The 16,921-nt window shown below is 35.1% G+C and carries 14 protein-coding genes; 8 read left to right on the forward strand and 6 right to left on the reverse strand.

Annotated elements, in window-relative coordinates; all coding sequences use genetic code 11:
• Positions 1-59 precede the first annotated feature (59 nt).
• The 3 genes from OM074_RS04760 to OM074_RS04770 all read right to left on the reverse strand — a co-directional run bounded on the left by OM074_RS04760 (position 60) and on the right by OM074_RS04770 (position 3,075).
• Positions 60-1,223: an iron-containing alcohol dehydrogenase gene (locus OM074_RS04760; RefSeq protein ID WP_301198148.1), complete on the reverse strand. Its 1,164-nt coding sequence runs from the start codon at positions 1,221-1,223 to the stop codon at positions 60-62.
• A 109-nt stretch (positions 1,224-1,332) separates the two neighbouring features.
• Positions 1,333-2,079, reverse strand: coding sequence for a 3-oxoacyl-[acyl-carrier-protein] reductase (fabG, locus tag OM074_RS04765; protein ID WP_301198149.1), 747 nt, complete (start codon positions 2,077-2,079; stop codon positions 1,333-1,335).
• A 261-nt stretch (positions 2,080-2,340) separates the two neighbouring features.
• Positions 2,341-3,075 (reverse strand): SIR2 family NAD-dependent protein deacylase, encoded by a 735-nt coding sequence (locus OM074_RS04770; protein WP_301198150.1) that lies wholly within the window; start codon positions 3,073-3,075, stop codon positions 2,341-2,343.
• Positions 3,076-3,638: 563 nt separating this feature from the next.
• On the opposite strand from OM074_RS04770, the gene OM074_RS04775 reads away from it, so the two are divergent.
• The 5 genes from OM074_RS04775 to OM074_RS04795 all read left to right on the forward strand — a co-directional run bounded on the left by OM074_RS04775 (position 3,639) and on the right by OM074_RS04795 (position 7,032).
• Complete coding sequence (locus OM074_RS04775) at positions 3,639-4,310, forward strand: PrsW family glutamic-type intramembrane protease (protein ID WP_301198151.1); 672 nt, start codon at positions 3,639-3,641, stop codon at positions 4,308-4,310.
• A 4-nt stretch (positions 4,311-4,314) separates the two neighbouring features.
• A complete protein-coding gene (gene arfB / locus OM074_RS04780) occupies positions 4,315-4,710 on the forward strand; it encodes an alternative ribosome rescue aminoacyl-tRNA hydrolase ArfB (RefSeq protein WP_301198152.1) in 396 nt (131 codons plus the stop codon).
• Between the two features lie 394 nt (positions 4,711-5,104).
• Positions 5,105-5,653: a hypothetical protein gene (locus OM074_RS04785; RefSeq protein ID WP_301198153.1), complete on the forward strand. Its 549-nt coding sequence runs from the start codon at positions 5,105-5,107 to the stop codon at positions 5,651-5,653.
• A gap of 453 nt (positions 5,654-6,106) precedes the next feature.
• Positions 6,107-6,469 carry a type II toxin-antitoxin system HigB family toxin gene (locus OM074_RS04790; protein WP_301198154.1) on the forward strand — a complete coding sequence of 121 codons (363 nt, stop codon included), beginning with the start codon at positions 6,107-6,109 and terminating at the stop codon, positions 6,467-6,469.
• A gap of 11 nt (positions 6,470-6,480) precedes the next feature.
• The gene (locus OM074_RS04795) at positions 6,481-7,032 is read left to right on the forward strand and encodes a helix-turn-helix domain-containing protein (RefSeq protein ID WP_301198155.1); all 552 of its coding nucleotides are present in this window, start codon (positions 6,481-6,483) and stop codon (positions 7,030-7,032) included.
• Positions 7,033-7,656: 624 nt separating this feature from the next.
• Here the strand turns inward: OM074_RS04795 and OM074_RS04800 are convergent.
• A complete protein-coding gene (locus tag OM074_RS04800; protein ID WP_301198156.1) occupies positions 7,657-9,540 on the reverse strand; it encodes a serine hydrolase domain-containing protein in 1,884 nt (627 codons plus the stop codon).
• A gap of 138 nt (positions 9,541-9,678) precedes the next feature.
• The gene (locus OM074_RS04805; protein ID WP_301198157.1) at positions 9,679-10,080 is read right to left on the reverse strand and encodes a MotA/TolQ/ExbB proton channel family protein; all 402 of its coding nucleotides are present in this window, start codon (positions 10,078-10,080) and stop codon (positions 9,679-9,681) included.
• 211 nt (positions 10,081-10,291) lie between these two features.
• Here OM074_RS04805 and OM074_RS04810 point away from each other — a divergent pair, with 211 nt between their 5' ends.
• From OM074_RS04810 to OM074_RS04820, 3 genes are all read left to right on the forward strand, one after another.
• Positions 10,292-11,395 carry a sensor histidine kinase gene (locus tag OM074_RS04810; protein WP_301198158.1) on the forward strand — a complete coding sequence of 368 codons (1,104 nt, stop codon included), beginning with the start codon at positions 10,292-10,294 and terminating at the stop codon, positions 11,393-11,395.
• Complete coding sequence (locus tag OM074_RS04815) at positions 11,395-12,096, forward strand: LytR/AlgR family response regulator transcription factor (protein ID WP_301198159.1); 702 nt, start codon at positions 11,395-11,397, stop codon at positions 12,094-12,096. Before OM074_RS04810 ends, OM074_RS04815 begins: the two co-directional genes overlap by 1 nt.
• A 320-nt stretch (positions 12,097-12,416) precedes the next feature.
• Positions 12,417-14,915: a carbohydrate-binding protein gene (locus OM074_RS04820; RefSeq protein WP_301198160.1), complete on the forward strand. Its 2,499-nt coding sequence runs from the start codon at positions 12,417-12,419 to the stop codon at positions 14,913-14,915.
• 99 nt (positions 14,916-15,014) lie between these two features.
• Here the strand turns inward: OM074_RS04820 and OM074_RS04825 are convergent, their stop codons facing one another.
• Positions 15,015-16,835 (reverse strand): ABC transporter ATP-binding protein, encoded by a 1,821-nt coding sequence (locus OM074_RS04825; protein WP_301198161.1) that lies wholly within the window; start codon positions 16,833-16,835, stop codon positions 15,015-15,017.
• Between the last annotated feature and the right edge of the window lie 86 nt (positions 16,836-16,921).

Below are 16,921 nucleotides of genomic sequence, written 5' to 3' on the forward strand. Positions count from 1 at the left end.
AATTCCCTTTAAGCCATAGTATTTTATGATATTTTTAACAACAAAAATCCTGCCTAAGGCTATTTTGCCATTTTCAAAATTTGAGTCACCATTTCGTGGTTCAACCTTTTAAAATAACCTATCGGCCCAAACTTACAGGCTTTTTCTCCCATTACCTTAAAATGTTCATCTGAAATATCAACTTGCGACAAAGAGGAAGGCATATCCAGAGAATTAAAAAATGACCTGATGGCATCAATTGTTGCTTTGGCAATTTCCAAATCATCAGAACCCTCAATTCCAAAAACATTTTTTCCTAAACGGGCAAATTTAAAGGCAGTTTTATCATTTAAAACAAACTGCATCCAATAAGGGAACAAAATTGCCAGTCCAGCCCCGTGTGTCAAATCATATATGGCACTTACCTCATGCTCTATCATATGGGTAGCCCAATCGCCCATCATTTTACCGGTACCTGTTAAACCGTTCAGTGCCAAACTGGATGCCCACATTAAATTAGCACGGGCTTCATAGTTTTCCGGATCCTGGAGAACCACCGGACCATATTTAATACATGTTTTTAAAATGGATTCAGCAATACCATCCTGAATATCCGTTCCCGGGTCAGGTGTAAAATACTGCTCAAAAATGTGGCTCATTATGTCGACCGTACCTGCTGCCGATTGCCATTTGTTAACCGTAAAAGTATAGGTAGGATCAAGCATTGAAACTTTAGGGCGCAAACAATCATTACCCGTAGCCAATTTTTCCTGTGTTTCATCATTTGAAACCACCGTACTCCCGTTCATTTCCGAACCGGTAGCTGCTAATGTAAGCGCACAACCTAGTGGCAAAGCTTTATCCGGCGCTGCTTTTCGCAAATAAAAATCCCAGGGATCACCCTCATATAACACACCCGCTGCCATGGCCTTTGACGCATCTATAACACTCCCCCCTCCTAAAGCCAGGATAAAACCTAAATCATTCTCACGGCATATCTTTATTCCTTCTTTTACACTTGACAAGCGTGGATTGGGCAAGATGCCACTTAATTCCTTGTAAAATGCGCCTTTTTCGTTTAAAGCTGTTTTTACCTTATCCAATAATCCGCTTTTTATAACAGAACCCTTTCCGTAAGTAATTAAAATCCTGTCTGAGAAGCACAATACTTCATCAATAAGGTTATTGACCTGGTTTTTACCAAAAATAATTTTGGTTCCTGCCTGATATGTAAAATTTTTCATTAGTTATATATGTATTAAGATAGAACACCAATATTACAAAATAGATTATTGACTAACAAAAAAAGGGTACCCAAACGGATACCCTTTTATATGTTTTGTATGTAAAATATTACATATTCATACCACCACAAACATTAATTACTTGTCCTGATACGTAAGCTGAAAGATCAGACCCTAAGTATACACATGTATTAGCTACATCCTCAGGAGTACCACCTCTTCTCAATGGAATCTTTTGTTCCCACTCTTTTTTAACGTTTTCTGGTAATACACCTGTCATTTCAGTAATAATAAAACCAGGAGCAATTGCATTATGACGAATACCTCTTGTACCCATTTCTTTTGCTGCTGATTTTGTAAAACCGATAATACCTGCTTTAGAAGCAGAATAGTTACATTGGTTTGCATTTCCCGAAACACCAACCACTGAGCTCATATTGATAACACTACCGCCTGCCTGTTTCCACATAATAGGCTGAACTGCTTGTGTAAAGTTGAAAACAGATTTCAGGTTTACAGCAATTACCATATCCCACTGTTGTTCTGTCATTCTTTTTAAAGCACCATCTTTGGTAATTCCTGCATTGTTCACCAAAATATCTACACGCCCAAACTCTGCAACAATTTCTTTTACTACACGTTGAGTATCTTCATAATTACTTGCATCAGAAGCATAAGCTTTAGCTTTTACTCCAAAGGCAGCTAACTCTTTTTCAGTTTCCTGAGCCGCTTCATTTATTACTAAGTCAGTAAATGCAACGTTACATCCGTGTTTTGCATAGGTTAAAGCAATTTCTTTACCGATACCTCTTGCAGCACCAGTTACAATTGCTGTTTTTCCTTCTAATAATTTCATTTTAAAAGTTTTTATATTAGAACTTAAAATCTGCGCAAATGTAATAATTTATGTGGATATTTTACTAACAAAGGTGTAATAGTAGGTTTTTGGTAGTGGATAGCGAGTAGGTTATAGCGGATAGCGAGTACCAAATAGCGGATGACTGATAGCGAGTAGCGGATAGCTGGTGGCGGATGGCTGATAGCTAACAATGCTGCAATGATAAATGTCTAATAACTAATGACCAATAACTAATGACTAATGTCTATTGACTAATATCTAATGACCAATAACCAATTCTCCAATACACCTCATAGCTTCACCCGCATTCATCTTAATATGTACATCTGTAATTTGATGGGTAAAGTTGGATTCTCCTGGGTTTACTTCAATAATAACAGCTCCATTTCTTTTCGCTTCAAAAGGAACATTACAGGCAGGCATCACCTCCCCTGTTGAACCAATTACTATAACTACATCTGCTTTTCTTGCAGCATCAAAACTTTTTGAATAAGCAACAGGAGGTATCTCCTCTCCAAAAAATATAAAATCAGGTTTTAGCACCCCTCCACACTTTTTACATTTGGGAGGAATCATTTTCAGATTTACTTCTTTTGCAGGATACATACTCCCACATTTTATACACTTTAATTGCTGAGAGTTTCCATGAAATTCGTAAACCTCCTTACTGCCTGCCTCAAAATGAAGGTTGTCGATATTTTGAGTAACCACAGCCTTTAAAACCCCTTTCTCTTCCAGTTTTGCCAATACCAAATGGGCATCATTAGGTCTGGCCTCCGTAAAAAAGTCGTAAAATATTTCACGTATTGCTTCCCACGATTTGGCTGGCCGGCTATGAAAATATCCCAAATCCAACAACTCAGGATCGTACCTGTTCCAGATACCCGACTCTCCCCTAAACGGCGGTATCCCAGATTCAACTGAAATCCCAGCCCCTGTAAAAGCAATACAATTGCTTGAATTCTTTATTATATCTGCAGCTTTTTTTATCATCTGTTTATACTACTTAATAGATCGTTAGGATTTTTTTATAAGTGTAAGATTATGAGATATTTAATAAATCAACTTAAGTTAGATAAAAATCTGATTTTAAGAATCTTGCAAATAAGTCTCTTATCTAAAGTCTAACGATCTGTTAGTATTATTGTATGGTAAAATTAAAAAAACTTATAATGCGCAACTCCACTGAGTTGAATAAAATTCCCCAACCACAAGATAAAGCATTGTAAAATACATCCCAGGTGATACCTTGGACCAGGGTGAACGGTGCTTTCTGTACGATTTGATTCCGGTCTGTTCTGCTACTATCACAACAAAAATATCTTTTCGAACACTTGAGGATTTCATACTAAGATGATGATAATTCCCATCTCGCTTTGGTTCACCATGTATAGAGCCTATGTCTCTACAATAGGTATTATAAAACCTTAGCCTGACGGCTATGCCCTAAAGAAGTAAGCAAAAACGCTATTAAAACGCTTTACCAACAATATCCGTTACTTGGTAATTGATCATTGTTTATTATCTTCACACCTGATCTAAACTCATCATAAAAAATGAATTTGTTATTAATTGCTATTGCCCCTGTCTTTATTATCCTGATATATGTTTACTATCGAGACAAATATGAAAAAGAACCTGTTTCATTATTGATAAAAGGATTAATTGGAGGGATGGTTATTGTTATACCAATCATCTTTGCTGAAGAATTTATAAGTGCTCATCTCCCCCTTATCTTTCACGAAAGAATCGGAATAGCTTTTGGTAATGCGTTTTTGGTTGCTGCTTTATGCGAGGAAGCCTTTAAACTCCTTGCTGTTTATATACTCATATGGAAAAACCCTAATTTTAACGAGCGCTTTGACGGTATTGTATACGCTGTATTTGTTTCCCTTGGCTTTGCTTTGGTAGAAAACATTATGTATGTATTCTCTAATGGCATGGGGACGGGTATATCACGTGCTTTTACTGCAGTACCGGCACACGCCATGTTTGGTATTATGATGGGCTATTATCTGGGTATGGCAAGGTTTATCGTTGCTAAACGTATGCCTTATTTAGCTTTGTCATTTTTTGTCCCTTTCTTTTTCCATGGGCTGTATGATTTTATTTTAATGGTAAAAATTAACTGGGTATTGTTTTTCTTTTTCCCATTATTAATATTAATGATGTACCGTACCAACATGAGAATGAAGCAACACAGCGCCAATTCTGTATTTAAAGCATAAACATATGCAAGACTTTAGTTCCGAAATAAAATTTTCAACTGCAAGGAGTTCAGGACCGGGAGGACAAAATGTAAATAAGGTAAATACCAAAGTTATCCTGCATTTTGATATTATGAACTCTGCCTTGTTAACCCTGCCCCAAAAAATACATCTTTCAGAAAAACTGGCATCGAAAATAAACAATGATGGCATCCTGATTTTAAGTTGCGAACAAACCCGTTCGCAACTTAAAAACAAAGAGATTGCTATTTCTTTATTGAACAACATGGTGCATCAGGCTCTTATACCACCCAAAAAACGCAAAGCAACAAAACCCACTAAAAGTTCAAAACTAAAAAGATTGCAAAACAAAAAGCTACACTCTTTGAAAAAAGCCAACAGAAAGGGTCCAGTGTTATAGGTAGTAATGAGCTTGTAAAGTGAACAGTTCTTAAAGTTCTTAAAGTTTGTAAAGTATAAAGTTGAATCGCTATTAAAGTAGTGCGTTCAAAGGAATAAGAATTTCAGAACTATTACGATGTTCATTGATATCAAAAAACACAAAGAGCAATAATGGAACAGATTGTATTATAAAACAAGCATACTTTTTTAACTAAAATTTTAACAACCAAATATATAAAAAACATATATTTGTTCGTTAAATCAATTAGTTACAGAGGTTATCGACCTGAAATATAATATATATAAAACCAATGTGTTTAGCGATTTGTTGTGTTTCATGGTAAAACCGTAGTGTAAAATAATACCTTTGAAAATTTAGAATTCAAATATTTTTATACAGAAATGCTGACTCAATGCCAAGACTAGATAAAGAAACAAAGGAAAGAATTAGGAAACTAGATTACAAAGAACTCCAAGACATTGTAATTAAAATTGCGTCGAAAGAGAAATCAGTATATGATTTTATTTTAGTTAACTACCTTGATAAAAAAATTGGAGAAAAAGAATTATATGAGGCAACTAAAGTTGATTTAGAAATTTTATTACAAAAAAGGTATAAAGGATTTTCAGAACAACTACGAAATGCAAATATGTTAGCTGCATGTATAAAAAGAATAAATGAATTTACAAAAATTTCAAAAAATAAATTATACGAAGCAGACCTATTATTATATATTCTTAGTATCCCTTTTTCATTGAATGCTAATATGTTTGGAACTTGTTTTACTCAATATGATACGAAAGTTGCTATAATTGTGAAACGATTAGTTAACGTTGTTACAAAGAAACTTCATGAAGATTATAAAATAGAATATGAGGAAACCATAAATGATTATCTTAAGAAACTTCATCAGATGTCGAATCATATTGATACTGTATATAATTTACCTGAAACTATTTAAAGAAAAAATAAAAAGAAGCACGAAAACACAATCGTAGATCTCCGATAAGCTAAAAGCCTACCGGAGGACCTCTCACACCTACGTACACACGGGTCTTCCCGACAATATCGGGACAGGCAGTATCTTGCGGTTCCATACATCATAACAAACAGCGAATTAGTATTTGAAGTTAAAGATGAGTGCAGCTGATTATACATATCAGCTAAAGGATCTTCACTGCTACCGTCACCGACAACCACTACGTTTTTGCAGTAGCAAAAGCATCACCTGCTAATGGCTCGAAGCCTTACCTCCGCCCATTCGGGACTTCCTGCCTATGGATAAAAATGACCCAACAGTTTCACATAGCGCAAAACCACTATGGGCAAGTAACTTCAAATAAAGGAACAGCTCATTTAAAGTTAAATATTACAATAAGTTCTGAAATTACCCGAACAATATTTCGTATCTTTGATGAGAAATAAATGTATTGATTTGGAAATAGTAAACAAGAACATTTTAATAAAACTCATTCGGAAGAATAAGGGGAATACCAAGTTAGTAAAAGCAATCCTGCAATTAATTGATGATATTGAAGAAAATGCTTGGGAAACTCCTCTTGCTCTTATTGCAAGCCGTCCAGATGCAGATTGTATTTATGGAGGCGAATTTTACTTTTTTAATATCAATATACATCGTACAATGATTATGATTGAATTTGAAGAAGATGGTGAAGCTACTATCGTGTGGGCCGGAAATCATCATGAATACGACCAGACGTTTAAGAATAATAAAAATGTCATTAAGAAATGGCTAAAAGATAATAGTTGGATTTAATTAATTTCGTTATGAAGGATATTGTAAATATAAAAGAGATAGCAGGGATTGAAAGTCTTGAGAATGAATATGATTTGCAAAAAGCTTCAATGATGGAGCGAAAGTTGCGCCTCATGATCAAAGAGAGTCCAGAATTAAAACCTTTAAGAAAAAAGCTTAGAGATCTAATAAAAGAATATGAATCAAGAGAATGGTCTGATTTTGAAAAAGTAGATGATGTCCAAATTGCATCATCTGATAAAGCAGAAGAGATTGTAAATCATGAGGAAAAATTTATAAAGAAGCGCAAAGAAAGCATAAAAAAGAAATTAAAAGAGTTTGATATGACTCAGCAAGATTTAGGAATTCTTCTGGGGCATCCTAAATCATATATGAGTGAATTAATAAATGGAATATCTCAATTTACGATGAAGGATTTGGTGATAATCCATAGGGTTTTTGGGATTACTCTAAAAACCTTAATTCCAACCTATTTACAAAGCGAGACAAGGGACAAAGTGCGTGATTCTATTAGACTTTTGAATAAACCAAAGCTAAAGCTAAGAAAGACAGAACCAGCTTAATATAGAAGAAAATAACAGTAATTTTACTGTAACTTTTTTCAACTGTAATATATTGGTAATTAATAGTTAGTGATTTGCGGGTGTTTTGGTTTTGATTTCTTTATACCCCCATAATGGCTTAGAATTCCACTTTTTGCTAAAAATGACCATTTTGGATTCCAACTTTAGTGCTTTTTGCACTTTTTGTGTGTTTTCTTCGCACCCTCTTCGCATTTCCTCGCATGTTCTTCGCATTTCTTCGCATAACCTATGCAAATGCTATGCACTTTCAATGCATCAACAATAGGAATGCTACGGACTACGTTCGCCCTTTTACACGGGAGTAACACAGATTCATCGCAGGCTCTTTGCCATAAGGGTGCGAAGAACCTGCATTAAACCTGTGATAAAAATGTGGCGAATGGCAGACGTGTATCAGAGTTGAATAGGAGAAGGGTAGGTAAAGGGTGCTAGAATATGCTTTAAAAATCCCACCCCCAAAAAAAGTACGTTGTCATACGCTTGTTATACCATACCATAGCAAGACAGAGCAAACAGAAATAATTACATAACAGACTATGTACAGGCAGTTCTATGCATACATTATTTATAAAATCAATTTAAGAAAACCCAAATAATCTATTCTTAATAATTAAACCCAATTAAATTATAATACTGTAACCAGGGAATAAAAAGCACAACCGCAATAGTTATAAGTGATTGATAAACCAAGTTCAAAGTCCTCAGTTCTTTATATCTAATAACTTTTATCAAAGAATAAATGGTAACACACTCCAATGGGATAATGATAAAAGGTATTACCAAGGTCATTTTAAGGAGCAAAGGGACACCAAAGAAAAACTCGTTAAGCTCTGTTTTTGTTAAAGTATAAGCAAGTAGTGCCATAAAAAGAACAATGAGTAAGGACAAAGAGACGTTAAGTTTTTTAATAAGATGACTTTTTTTGTTGCGATTAAATAGTTTACGTACAGCACTCGCAATAATGTATATCAATAAAATATGTATAATACTTCCCATCCAATACATCTGAAATGTAACGGATTCGTACCATTTTAATTTTTCGTACGAATAGATTTGAGTAAAGAAATAAAAAACATCTCCTTTAGCATCTCTATCAAAAGCAAAGTGGCCGTATTTTGTATGGAAGGTTAAATCGGATACAGGTTGCAATTCAAGGTTCCATTCCGGTATTTTAAGTATGCTATCTTGTGAAGCAATGGTAATTTCATTAGCCAACCCAATTAAAGTAGCTAATTTACCTAAAGTTTTATGTGAATAGTCTGTTGATCTATACCTACCTTTAAACTTCCCCAATGGTTCATCAACAGAACCCTGCTTAGGGGTAACTTCTGCCTTTTGTTTTTCAATAATGCTTTGGGGCATCATTCTTTCTACAAAGCTATCCGTAAAATTTTGAATAAACTTTCGACTGTTACCAATGGTACTCTCAGAATTAACATCAATAAAAAAACCGATGTTTTTATCGGGAAACAGTGCCAGCCTGCTTTGAAACCCCTGCCATGAGCCGTCATGTCCATAATATTTAATTTTTTGGGATTGAAATTCGTAAAAGCCAAGCAACCATCCGTATTCAGCCATTTCGTATTGCTTAACTGGAGAGTAGAACATTTTATCCACAGATGTCGGGTCTAAAATTTGCCTACCTTTAAAACTACCATTATTTAAAAACATAGAAATATAGTTTCCCATATCTGAAGCTGTTGCACCTAATCCACCTGCCGGGTAACCAAGTATGAAATCCGGCTTGAACGGAGTAAACTGTTCGCCTTTCAGCTCGTAACTTGTAGCGTAGTTTTCTTCGAACTTAGTTTCTCGTTTATAACTACTGGAATTCATTTCCAATGGATTCAAAATATTTTGTCTCACATAATCATAAAATGTTAAGCCTGATACTTCTTCAACAATAAGCCCCAATAAAGCATACCCCTGATTGGAATACGTTATCACCTTTCCGGAAGGTCTTATTTGCGGTGGTAATTGTGTTTGTAAGTATTGGGTCAGAGGAATGATATCACTTTTGGACGGAACTGACATACCAATAATATTATAATCAAAACCAGCTGTGTGCGTTAAAAGATTCCTTATAGTTATAGAATCATTGAATTTATACTCCAATTGAAAACTTGTGAGGTAATTATTTACATCCCGATCAAGCTCTAACTTACCTTTTTCATATAATTGCATAACAGCTGTACCTACAAATGTTTTGGAAATAGAAGCTATTCCAAAAATTGAAGTATTAGCATTCACCGGCGTATTGGATTCGACATTAGCCATGCCATATCCGTTCATATGAAGAACAGAATCACCTTGCATGACTATTATGGTAGCTCCTGCAATACTGTACGTATCAAGGTCTTTTGTAAATGATGAATCTATCCAGGCTGATAAATCCGGATTTAAGGAATCCGTGTTTTGCGAATACATTATATTCCTGGGTAAGAAAATAAATGATAGAAATATAAATATGGTGATTTTGGGTTTCATACTATTTGATTTTAGACAATACAATTTTTGAACCACTGTAACAACAGAAGTACTTTTTAAAAATAATGAGGTTACACCCTGTTGTTACAGAGAAGGAGAGTAAATGTAAACTGAATTATTATTGCTAATAATAGCCTCTTAATGATTTTTAAACTCTGTTTTGGAGGGGTATTTTTTTAAATTACGGAGAACAAACCAGGTAATAGCAGATAATATCAGAAATGTGATACCAAAAAGCGGGGCAATAAAAGTTACTTTTAAACCACCAGCCAGCATTCCCGGTTTAATACTGGCAGCTTCCATACATTGAACAGCATCAAAAGCTGCTATAAGACCCATCATTTGTCCGGTTATCCCAAATAGAAACGATAAACTGCCAAAAAACAAAATACTATCGCTGGTTCTTTTAAGTTTTTGAGGTTTTTTATTACCTCGGTACATTATTATAAAACGGACTGTCTGTACAATGGCAAGTATCCACATAGAGTACACAAGAGACATAAAAAATGCTCCACCTTCAAAAAATAATCTAATTATCATGATTTAAATTTTTAAATTAATAATGGAACAATTGTAAATATTCATGATAATATTTAAAAACATCTTATAGCAACAACAGAATTACCACCCCAAACAACAAATTTAAAACAATAAATAGCAATTATGTCATTCGGGGTGAGATTCGTGTTATTGACATAAAATAAGAGTGATATTTAATATCCAAGCTATTTTCCTTTTATATTTGTTAGCTATGGCTAACAACAAAAACATAAAATCCATCGGCCGCCAAATGCTTGCAGACGGCATTGCCGTTTTAAGTGCCTTTCCTATCTGGGAAATTATTTATTGGATCATAGCATCTTTATTTATGTTTTTTGTTTTTAGTAACAGGCATTATGATATTCAGATACGCACTAATGTATCCATATTGCTATTACTGATTAGTTTTGCAAGCGCCAGAATCATCAATAAAGTCTTAATTCCAAAGTTCTTATTTAAAGGTAAAACAGGGTTATTTATATACTCTATCTTTTTTTTAATTATTATTTCGTCATGGCTCATAAGCATTGCGCTCTTTTTAATTACTTTTTATAGCAACATTGCTTTTGAAAATACCATTTTACCTTCCAGGGAAGATGTTATCATTCTTTTAACCGGTACCTATATCATTGCACTAGTATCATCAATGTTTTATTTTACAAGAGAATCTTATCAATCAAAAGAAGAAAAACTAATTATTGAGAAGGAAAAGAATCAGCTTGAATTAAAATTCAAAGAAGTACAGTTACAATTACTTAAAGAACAAATTCACCCGCATTTTATCTTTAACATGATGAATAACCTTTATGCTCTGGTAAATGTAAGCACTGCACTTTCAAGAGAAGTTATTGTACGCTTATCGGACTTACTGGAATATATGCTTTATAAATGCAACACGGAAAAGGTAGCATTAAGCAAAGAAATAGAATTCATCAACAACTATATTGAACTTGAAAAAATACGGCACGATGATAGTTTTAACGTAAGAACCGATTTCCCCGAGGATTTAACCGGGATTAAAATTGCTCCATTGGTGTTATTCCCGTTTGTTGAAAATGCTTTTAAGCACGGACTAAAACAAACCAATAACGATTTTATTACAATGCAACTAATGGTTACTGCAACCAAAATACAATTTAATATAAATAACTACATACATAATATTAAAGTTTCTGAGGCTAAAACTAAAAAGAGTAATGGTTTAGGACTTAAAAATGTACGCGAAAGACTTGAGCTATTGTATTTGAACAGATATGATTTGCAAATATCAACAAACAACAACATTTTTGACGTTAAATTAAAGATTATACGATAATGCCCCATAAAAACAAATATACGTGCCTGATTATTGACGATGAACCATTGGCTATAAAAGTAATAAAAGAACATCTTGATAATTTCAGTGATCAGTTTGAGTGTGTTGGAATGTATACAAAGCCTATTGAGGCTATGTCTGTTTTAAACAAAGGAGGTGTTGATCTATTATTTTTAGATATTAATATGCCATCCATATCTGGAATTGAATTTTTAAAAGCCCTCCCCCATCAGCCTTACGTAATATTCACTACTGCCTACAGGGAATTTGCTGTTGATGCTTTTGACCTTAATGCGCTTGATTACCTTGTTAAACCTATTTCAACCGGAAGGTTTTTAAAGGGTATCAATAAGTTTCTTGCATTGGAACAATCACAACAGACCAGGACAAAAGATATTATTCACATTAAAGCAGATAAAAAGCATTATAACATTCCTGCGGAAACCATACTTTATATCGAAGGTTTAGATAATTACATTAAAGTTAAAACAACAACGAGCAATCTCATTTGCTACGAATCACTATCAGGTATGGAGAAGGAATTATCATCAGATATATTTTTACGCATCCACCGTTCTTTCATTATTAATATCAATCAAATTGAACACTACACATCGTCATATATTAAAATAGATGAGCGACAATTTACTATAGGCAGAAATTACAAAGAACAAGTACTAAACTATCTTGAAAGACAATAATTAGTACTTGACCCCGAATAATGCACCGCACAACAATCTGGTAAATCGCCGATAGCCCAGAAACCTACCGAAAAACCTCTCGCCTCCTAGTGCAGTACTCTACACGTTCATAATCATGGGACAGACTTTATGCAACAACTCCTTAGATCAGGTTGAGGAACAGCGGATTAGAACATCAAGCATAAAAAAGTTCTATTTGCAGTGAGTAATATTACTCTTGTTGTTGTATATAATTAATTATGTAGGGAATGATGAACATAAACTTTCTGTAATAACTACCCTACTTTAACAATTATACTTTAATACAAAACAAAAACATTATGAAATTTAAACTGTCCGCCACAGTAATTTTATTAATTGTTTCGCTAGGAACAATAAATGCTCAAGGAGCAAAAGACTTCAGCACCACTTATTATGAGGGTGAAAACTACACCAATAAATCATCCGACTGTACAGTTGGTACAGCAAATTTCCCATACGTTGGATCAGGATATCTTGATATGGGAGGAAACGAATCATTTGTTGAATGGAACAATATATATAGTGAAACCGCAGGAAATCATACTCTATTGATTAAATATGCGAATGCAAGCGGAGCTAACCGTCAGTGCGAATTAACAGTAAACGGTGTTGTGATTAAGGACATGATGTTTCCATCCCATTTTGGGGATTGGCATTATTACTGGATTGGCAGAGTTACTGTTCATCTAAATGCAGGATATAATACCATTAGACTCAAGGCAAATACTTCAAGCGGTGGCCCAAATATTGATAACATTGCAGTTTCGAGTGATGATGGGCTTTGCAGTGCTACGGGAACTCAATATAATGTAAAAGATTATGGAGCTAAAGGAGATGGAATAACAAATGATACCAAGGCAATACAAGCGGCCATAGACGCGTGTTCTGATGGTGGCTCTGTAGTTTTATCGGAAGGAACATTTATGTCGGGTCAGATAAAACTGAAATCCAATATGACCTTATGGATTGATCACACCGCAGTATTGAAGGGAATACAGGATAATTCTTTGTATCCTGCAATCACTCAACATGCGGATAATGCAAATGTATGGTTGGAAGGTGTTCTTGGCGGTGGAGGCTGGGAACTCAAAGAAGCCTTTGTTTATGCAGAGGAAGCACACAACTTAACGATTGCAGGTGGTGGTGTAATTGACGGCAATGGAGATTGCGCGATATGGGATCATACCAAAGATGAAATTCTTAGGCCAATGGCTTTGTATGTAGCTTATTCAGAAAATGTAAGGGTTGCCAACGTTGATATTGTAAACAGCGCCATGTGGGACTTTGTTATTTTGGAATGTGATGTAGTAATAGTGGATGGAATTAACATTAACACTTCTACTTTTGGAGTAAATAAAGATGGAATTGATATTTGTGATACCCGGGATATAACAATTACTAACAGCACAATTTTATGTCAGGACGACGCCATTTGTCCCAAAAGCGGTTCAACAAGAGGTATAAATAATATGACCATTCAAAATGTAACAGTAAATGGTACAACAGGCAATAAAATAAAATTCGGTACTTTAACTTATGGAGCTTTTACAAACTGTTTGCTTCAGGATATTGCAATTAATGGATCTGGAAGAGGTGGTTTATGCGCCATTTCACTGCAAGGATTGGATGGTGCAGACTTTTCTAACATTACCTTCGACAGGATAAACTTACACACCTCTGCAAACGCTTTTTTCCTACTACATTCTGCAGGAAAACGTGGTCATAGACCTGCCGGTGCTCCGGCAAAAACGGGAAGTATGACCGGTATTACATTTTCAAATTTAGATTTTAGAAATATTTATGACAATATAGGCAGTTGTATCAGCGGAATTAATGCAGATGGTACTATTTATAAAGTAAATGATGTAACATTTAATAATGTTAGTGTTAATTCGTTTAAAGGAGGTGCAACCATGATTCCAGGAAGACCTGGTGAATATATGGGGAATTATCCCGAATTCAACGTCTTTGGCATGCTACCGGCCTGGGGATATTACATCAGGTATGCAGAGAATATTAATTTTGAAAATTGCAGCCAGACGGTATCTCCTGCAGATGTAAGACAGCCAATTGTAATAGAAGAAGACGTTCCAACACAATCACCTTACAATGGTGTTATTGCAATACCTGGTACCGTTCAAATTGAAAATTACGACAAAGGAGGTGAAGGTGTTGCATATCACGATGCCGATGTTAGCAATCGGACTGGAGAATATCGTTTAGATGGTGTAGATATTGAAGCATGTGATGAAGGCGGGTATAACATTGACTGGTCAGTTACCGGCGAATGGCTTGAGTATACAGTGGATGTGTCCACTTCGGGCACTTATGAAATGACTGCCCGGGTTGCTTCTCCTGTCGGTGGTTCTTTTCATATTGAGATGGACGGAACTGACATTTCCGGTATACAAACGGTACCCAACACAGGTGGCTGGCAAGCATGGCAGAATGTAACTGTTAATGTAAATTTATCTGCAGGCCAACATATTATGCGATTCTATATCGATTCACAGGAATTCAATACAAATTACATCTCATTTTCAATAGCAGAAGACGTTACAGCTTTAAGTGTTACTCCAACTTCGGATATAGGGTTATATCCTAACCCGATTACCAATGAACTGTTTGTAACAGGTGTATCAGTTGATGCAAACTTAATTGTATATAGTATGTCTGGGACTAAACTGTTACAAACCAAAGGTCAATCAATCACTATTAAAAACATACCTAACGGTATGTTTTTAATAAAGATACAAGACCATAAAATATCAAAATCATTAAAATTTATTAAAGCATAAAAAATACATAACCAGGCGAACCAAGCGTTTTTTACGCACAGACCACATTCTGTATTGTGATCAGTTCTCCTGGCTACGTGCTACCAGTATATTCCCTATTTATCTTACCTGCAACTCATGAAGTTTGCTATAGGTACCGCCATTTTTTATAAGTTCATCATGAGTACCTTGCTCAACGATTTCTCCTTCATTAAAAACACAGATCACATCAGCATTTCTAACGGTTGACAGCCTATGTGCTATCACTATAGAAGTCCGGGAACTCATTAAATTCTCCAATGCCTCCTGAACCAGCTTTTCTGATTCTGTATCAAGTGCAGAAGTAGCTTCATCCAGGATCAAAATATCAGGATTTTTAAGAATCGCTCTAGCGATACTAATACGTTGGCGCTGACCACCGGAAAGTTTTCCTCCCCTATCTCCTACTTTTGATTGATATCCATCTTCAGTAGCCATAATAAACTCATGGGCATTGGCAACTTTAGCTGCATTTTCAACTTCTTCAGGAGTAGCATTCCCAACACCAAAAGCTATATTATTATAAAATGTATCATTAAAAAGAATGGCTTCCTGATTTACATTCCCCATTAAACCACGCAAATCATGCACTTTTATATCTCTTATATCCTTTCCATCCACTAAAATACTCCCCTCCTGAATATCATGAAAGCGAGGCAAAAGATCTACAAAAGTAGTTTTACCGGAGCCTGATTGCCCCACCAAGGCCACCATCTTGCCTTTTTCAATAGTCATGGAAACATTCTTAAGCACTTTCTTTTCGTTGTATCCGAATGTTACATTTTTATACTCAATACACTTTTCAAAACTATTAACCCTGATGGCTCCATCCTGCTCCAATATCTTATTGTCGGCCAACAGAATTTTATCTATACGCTCCATGGCAGCCAACCCTTTCTGTATATTAAAGAAACCGGTTGAAAACTGCTTAGCAGGATTAATAATCTGATAAAAAATACCTATATAAGCAAGAAAGATAGCACCCGTTAATGTTGGGTTGTCGCCTGTTATAAGATATGCACCAAACCAAACCAACACAACAATTACAATGGTACCCAAAAACTCACTCATGGGATGGGCCAACACATACCTTCTGCGTACTTTATTCATGATTAAGCGGTAATCCTCTGCTTCCTTTTCAAAGCGTTTAGCCATACGGTTTTCTGCATTAAAGGCTTTGATTATCCTTAACCCCCCAACAGATTCCTCTATTACTCCAAGAATGGACCCCATCAAATTTTGAGATTTCCTTGACTTATGCTTTAACGATTTTCCTGTTTTACCAATTATCCAGCCAGCAATGGGGAGCATTATAAAAACAAAAATAGTTAACTGATAACTCATGGCTAACATAAAGCCCACCGACACTAATATTATAATCGGATTTTTAAACATCATATCAATTGACGACATGATAGAGTTTTCTACCTCAGTAACATCTCCGGTAGCCCTTGCAATAACATCCCCTTTTTTTTCTTCGGAATAAAAAGCCAAAGGCAAAGCCATTAGCTTAGCAAATATCTGAGTTCGAATATCTTTTACCACATTATTTCGAATACCAACCATTTGATGCGAAGCAAAATAGGCAAACCCCACCTTTAAAAAGGTTGTTAAAAGCATCAACAAACCAATAAAAGGCATTACAACAACCACCCCGTATTCATGCTTAACCGCGGTAACATAATAATATAAATTATTCTGAAGAACATCCTTTGAAAATTCCCAGGGCATCAAAGATGTAATTTCATTTGCAGTATCAAACAGCACCTCCAGAATAGGAATCATAAAAAGCATCTGAACACCCGAAAAAATGGCATGCAAGAGATTGGATATGATACTAATAATTAATTGACGCTTATAAGGAGGAACAAAACGTCTGAGAATTTTTATAAAATCTTTCATTGTAAATACACTTTATCCTAAAAAACATCATTCGATTCAGGACATAAAAAAAGTCAGCTGCAAAAGTAGTTTTATGCACGCTGACT

Source organism: Plebeiibacterium marinum, from assembly GCF_026013615.1.
Taxonomy (GTDB): Bacteria; Bacteroidota; Bacteroidia; order Bacteroidales; family Marinilabiliaceae; genus Saccharicrinis; species Saccharicrinis marinus_A.

What these genes read in the sequence shown, in the direction of transcription:
- OM074_RS04810 (WP_301198158.1), top strand. Translation starts at nt 10,292, where the DNA reads ATGGCTAACAACAAAAACATAAAATCCATCGGCCGCCAAATGCTTGCA.
- OM074_RS04770 (WP_301198150.1), bottom strand. Translation starts at nt 3,075, where the DNA reads ATGATAAAAAAAGCTGCAGATATAATAAAGAATTCAAGCAATTGTATT.
- OM074_RS04790 (WP_301198154.1), top strand. Translation starts at nt 6,107, where the DNA reads ATGAGAAATAAATGTATTGATTTGGAAATAGTAAACAAGAACATTTTA.
- OM074_RS04825 (WP_301198161.1), bottom strand. Translation starts at nt 16,835, where the DNA reads ATGAAAGATTTTATAAAAATTCTCAGACGTTTTGTTCCTCCTTATAAG.
- OM074_RS04805 (WP_301198157.1), bottom strand. Translation starts at nt 10,080, where the DNA reads ATGATAATTAGATTATTTTTTGAAGGTGGAGCATTTTTTATGTCTCTT.
- OM074_RS04775 (WP_301198151.1), top strand. Translation starts at nt 3,639, where the DNA reads ATGAATTTGTTATTAATTGCTATTGCCCCTGTCTTTATTATCCTGATA.
- OM074_RS04820 (WP_301198160.1), top strand. Translation starts at nt 12,417, where the DNA reads ATGAAATTTAAACTGTCCGCCACAGTAATTTTATTAATTGTTTCGCTA.
- OM074_RS04815 (WP_301198159.1), top strand. Translation starts at nt 11,395, where the DNA reads ATGCCCCATAAAAACAAATATACGTGCCTGATTATTGACGATGAACCA.
- OM074_RS04795 (WP_301198155.1), top strand. Translation starts at nt 6,481, where the DNA reads ATGAAGGATATTGTAAATATAAAAGAGATAGCAGGGATTGAAAGTCTT.
- OM074_RS04800 (WP_301198156.1), bottom strand. Translation starts at nt 9,540, where the DNA reads ATGAAACCCAAAATCACCATATTTATATTTCTATCATTTATTTTCTTA.
- OM074_RS04760 (WP_301198148.1), bottom strand. Translation starts at nt 1,223, where the DNA reads ATGAAAAATTTTACATATCAGGCAGGAACCAAAATTATTTTTGGTAAA.
- fabG (WP_301198149.1), bottom strand. Translation starts at nt 2,079, where the DNA reads ATGAAATTATTAGAAGGAAAAACAGCAATTGTAACTGGTGCTGCAAGA.
- OM074_RS04785 (WP_301198153.1), top strand. Translation starts at nt 5,105, where the DNA reads ATGCCAAGACTAGATAAAGAAACAAAGGAAAGAATTAGGAAACTAGAT.
- arfB (WP_301198152.1), top strand. Translation starts at nt 4,315, where the DNA reads ATGCAAGACTTTAGTTCCGAAATAAAATTTTCAACTGCAAGGAGTTCA.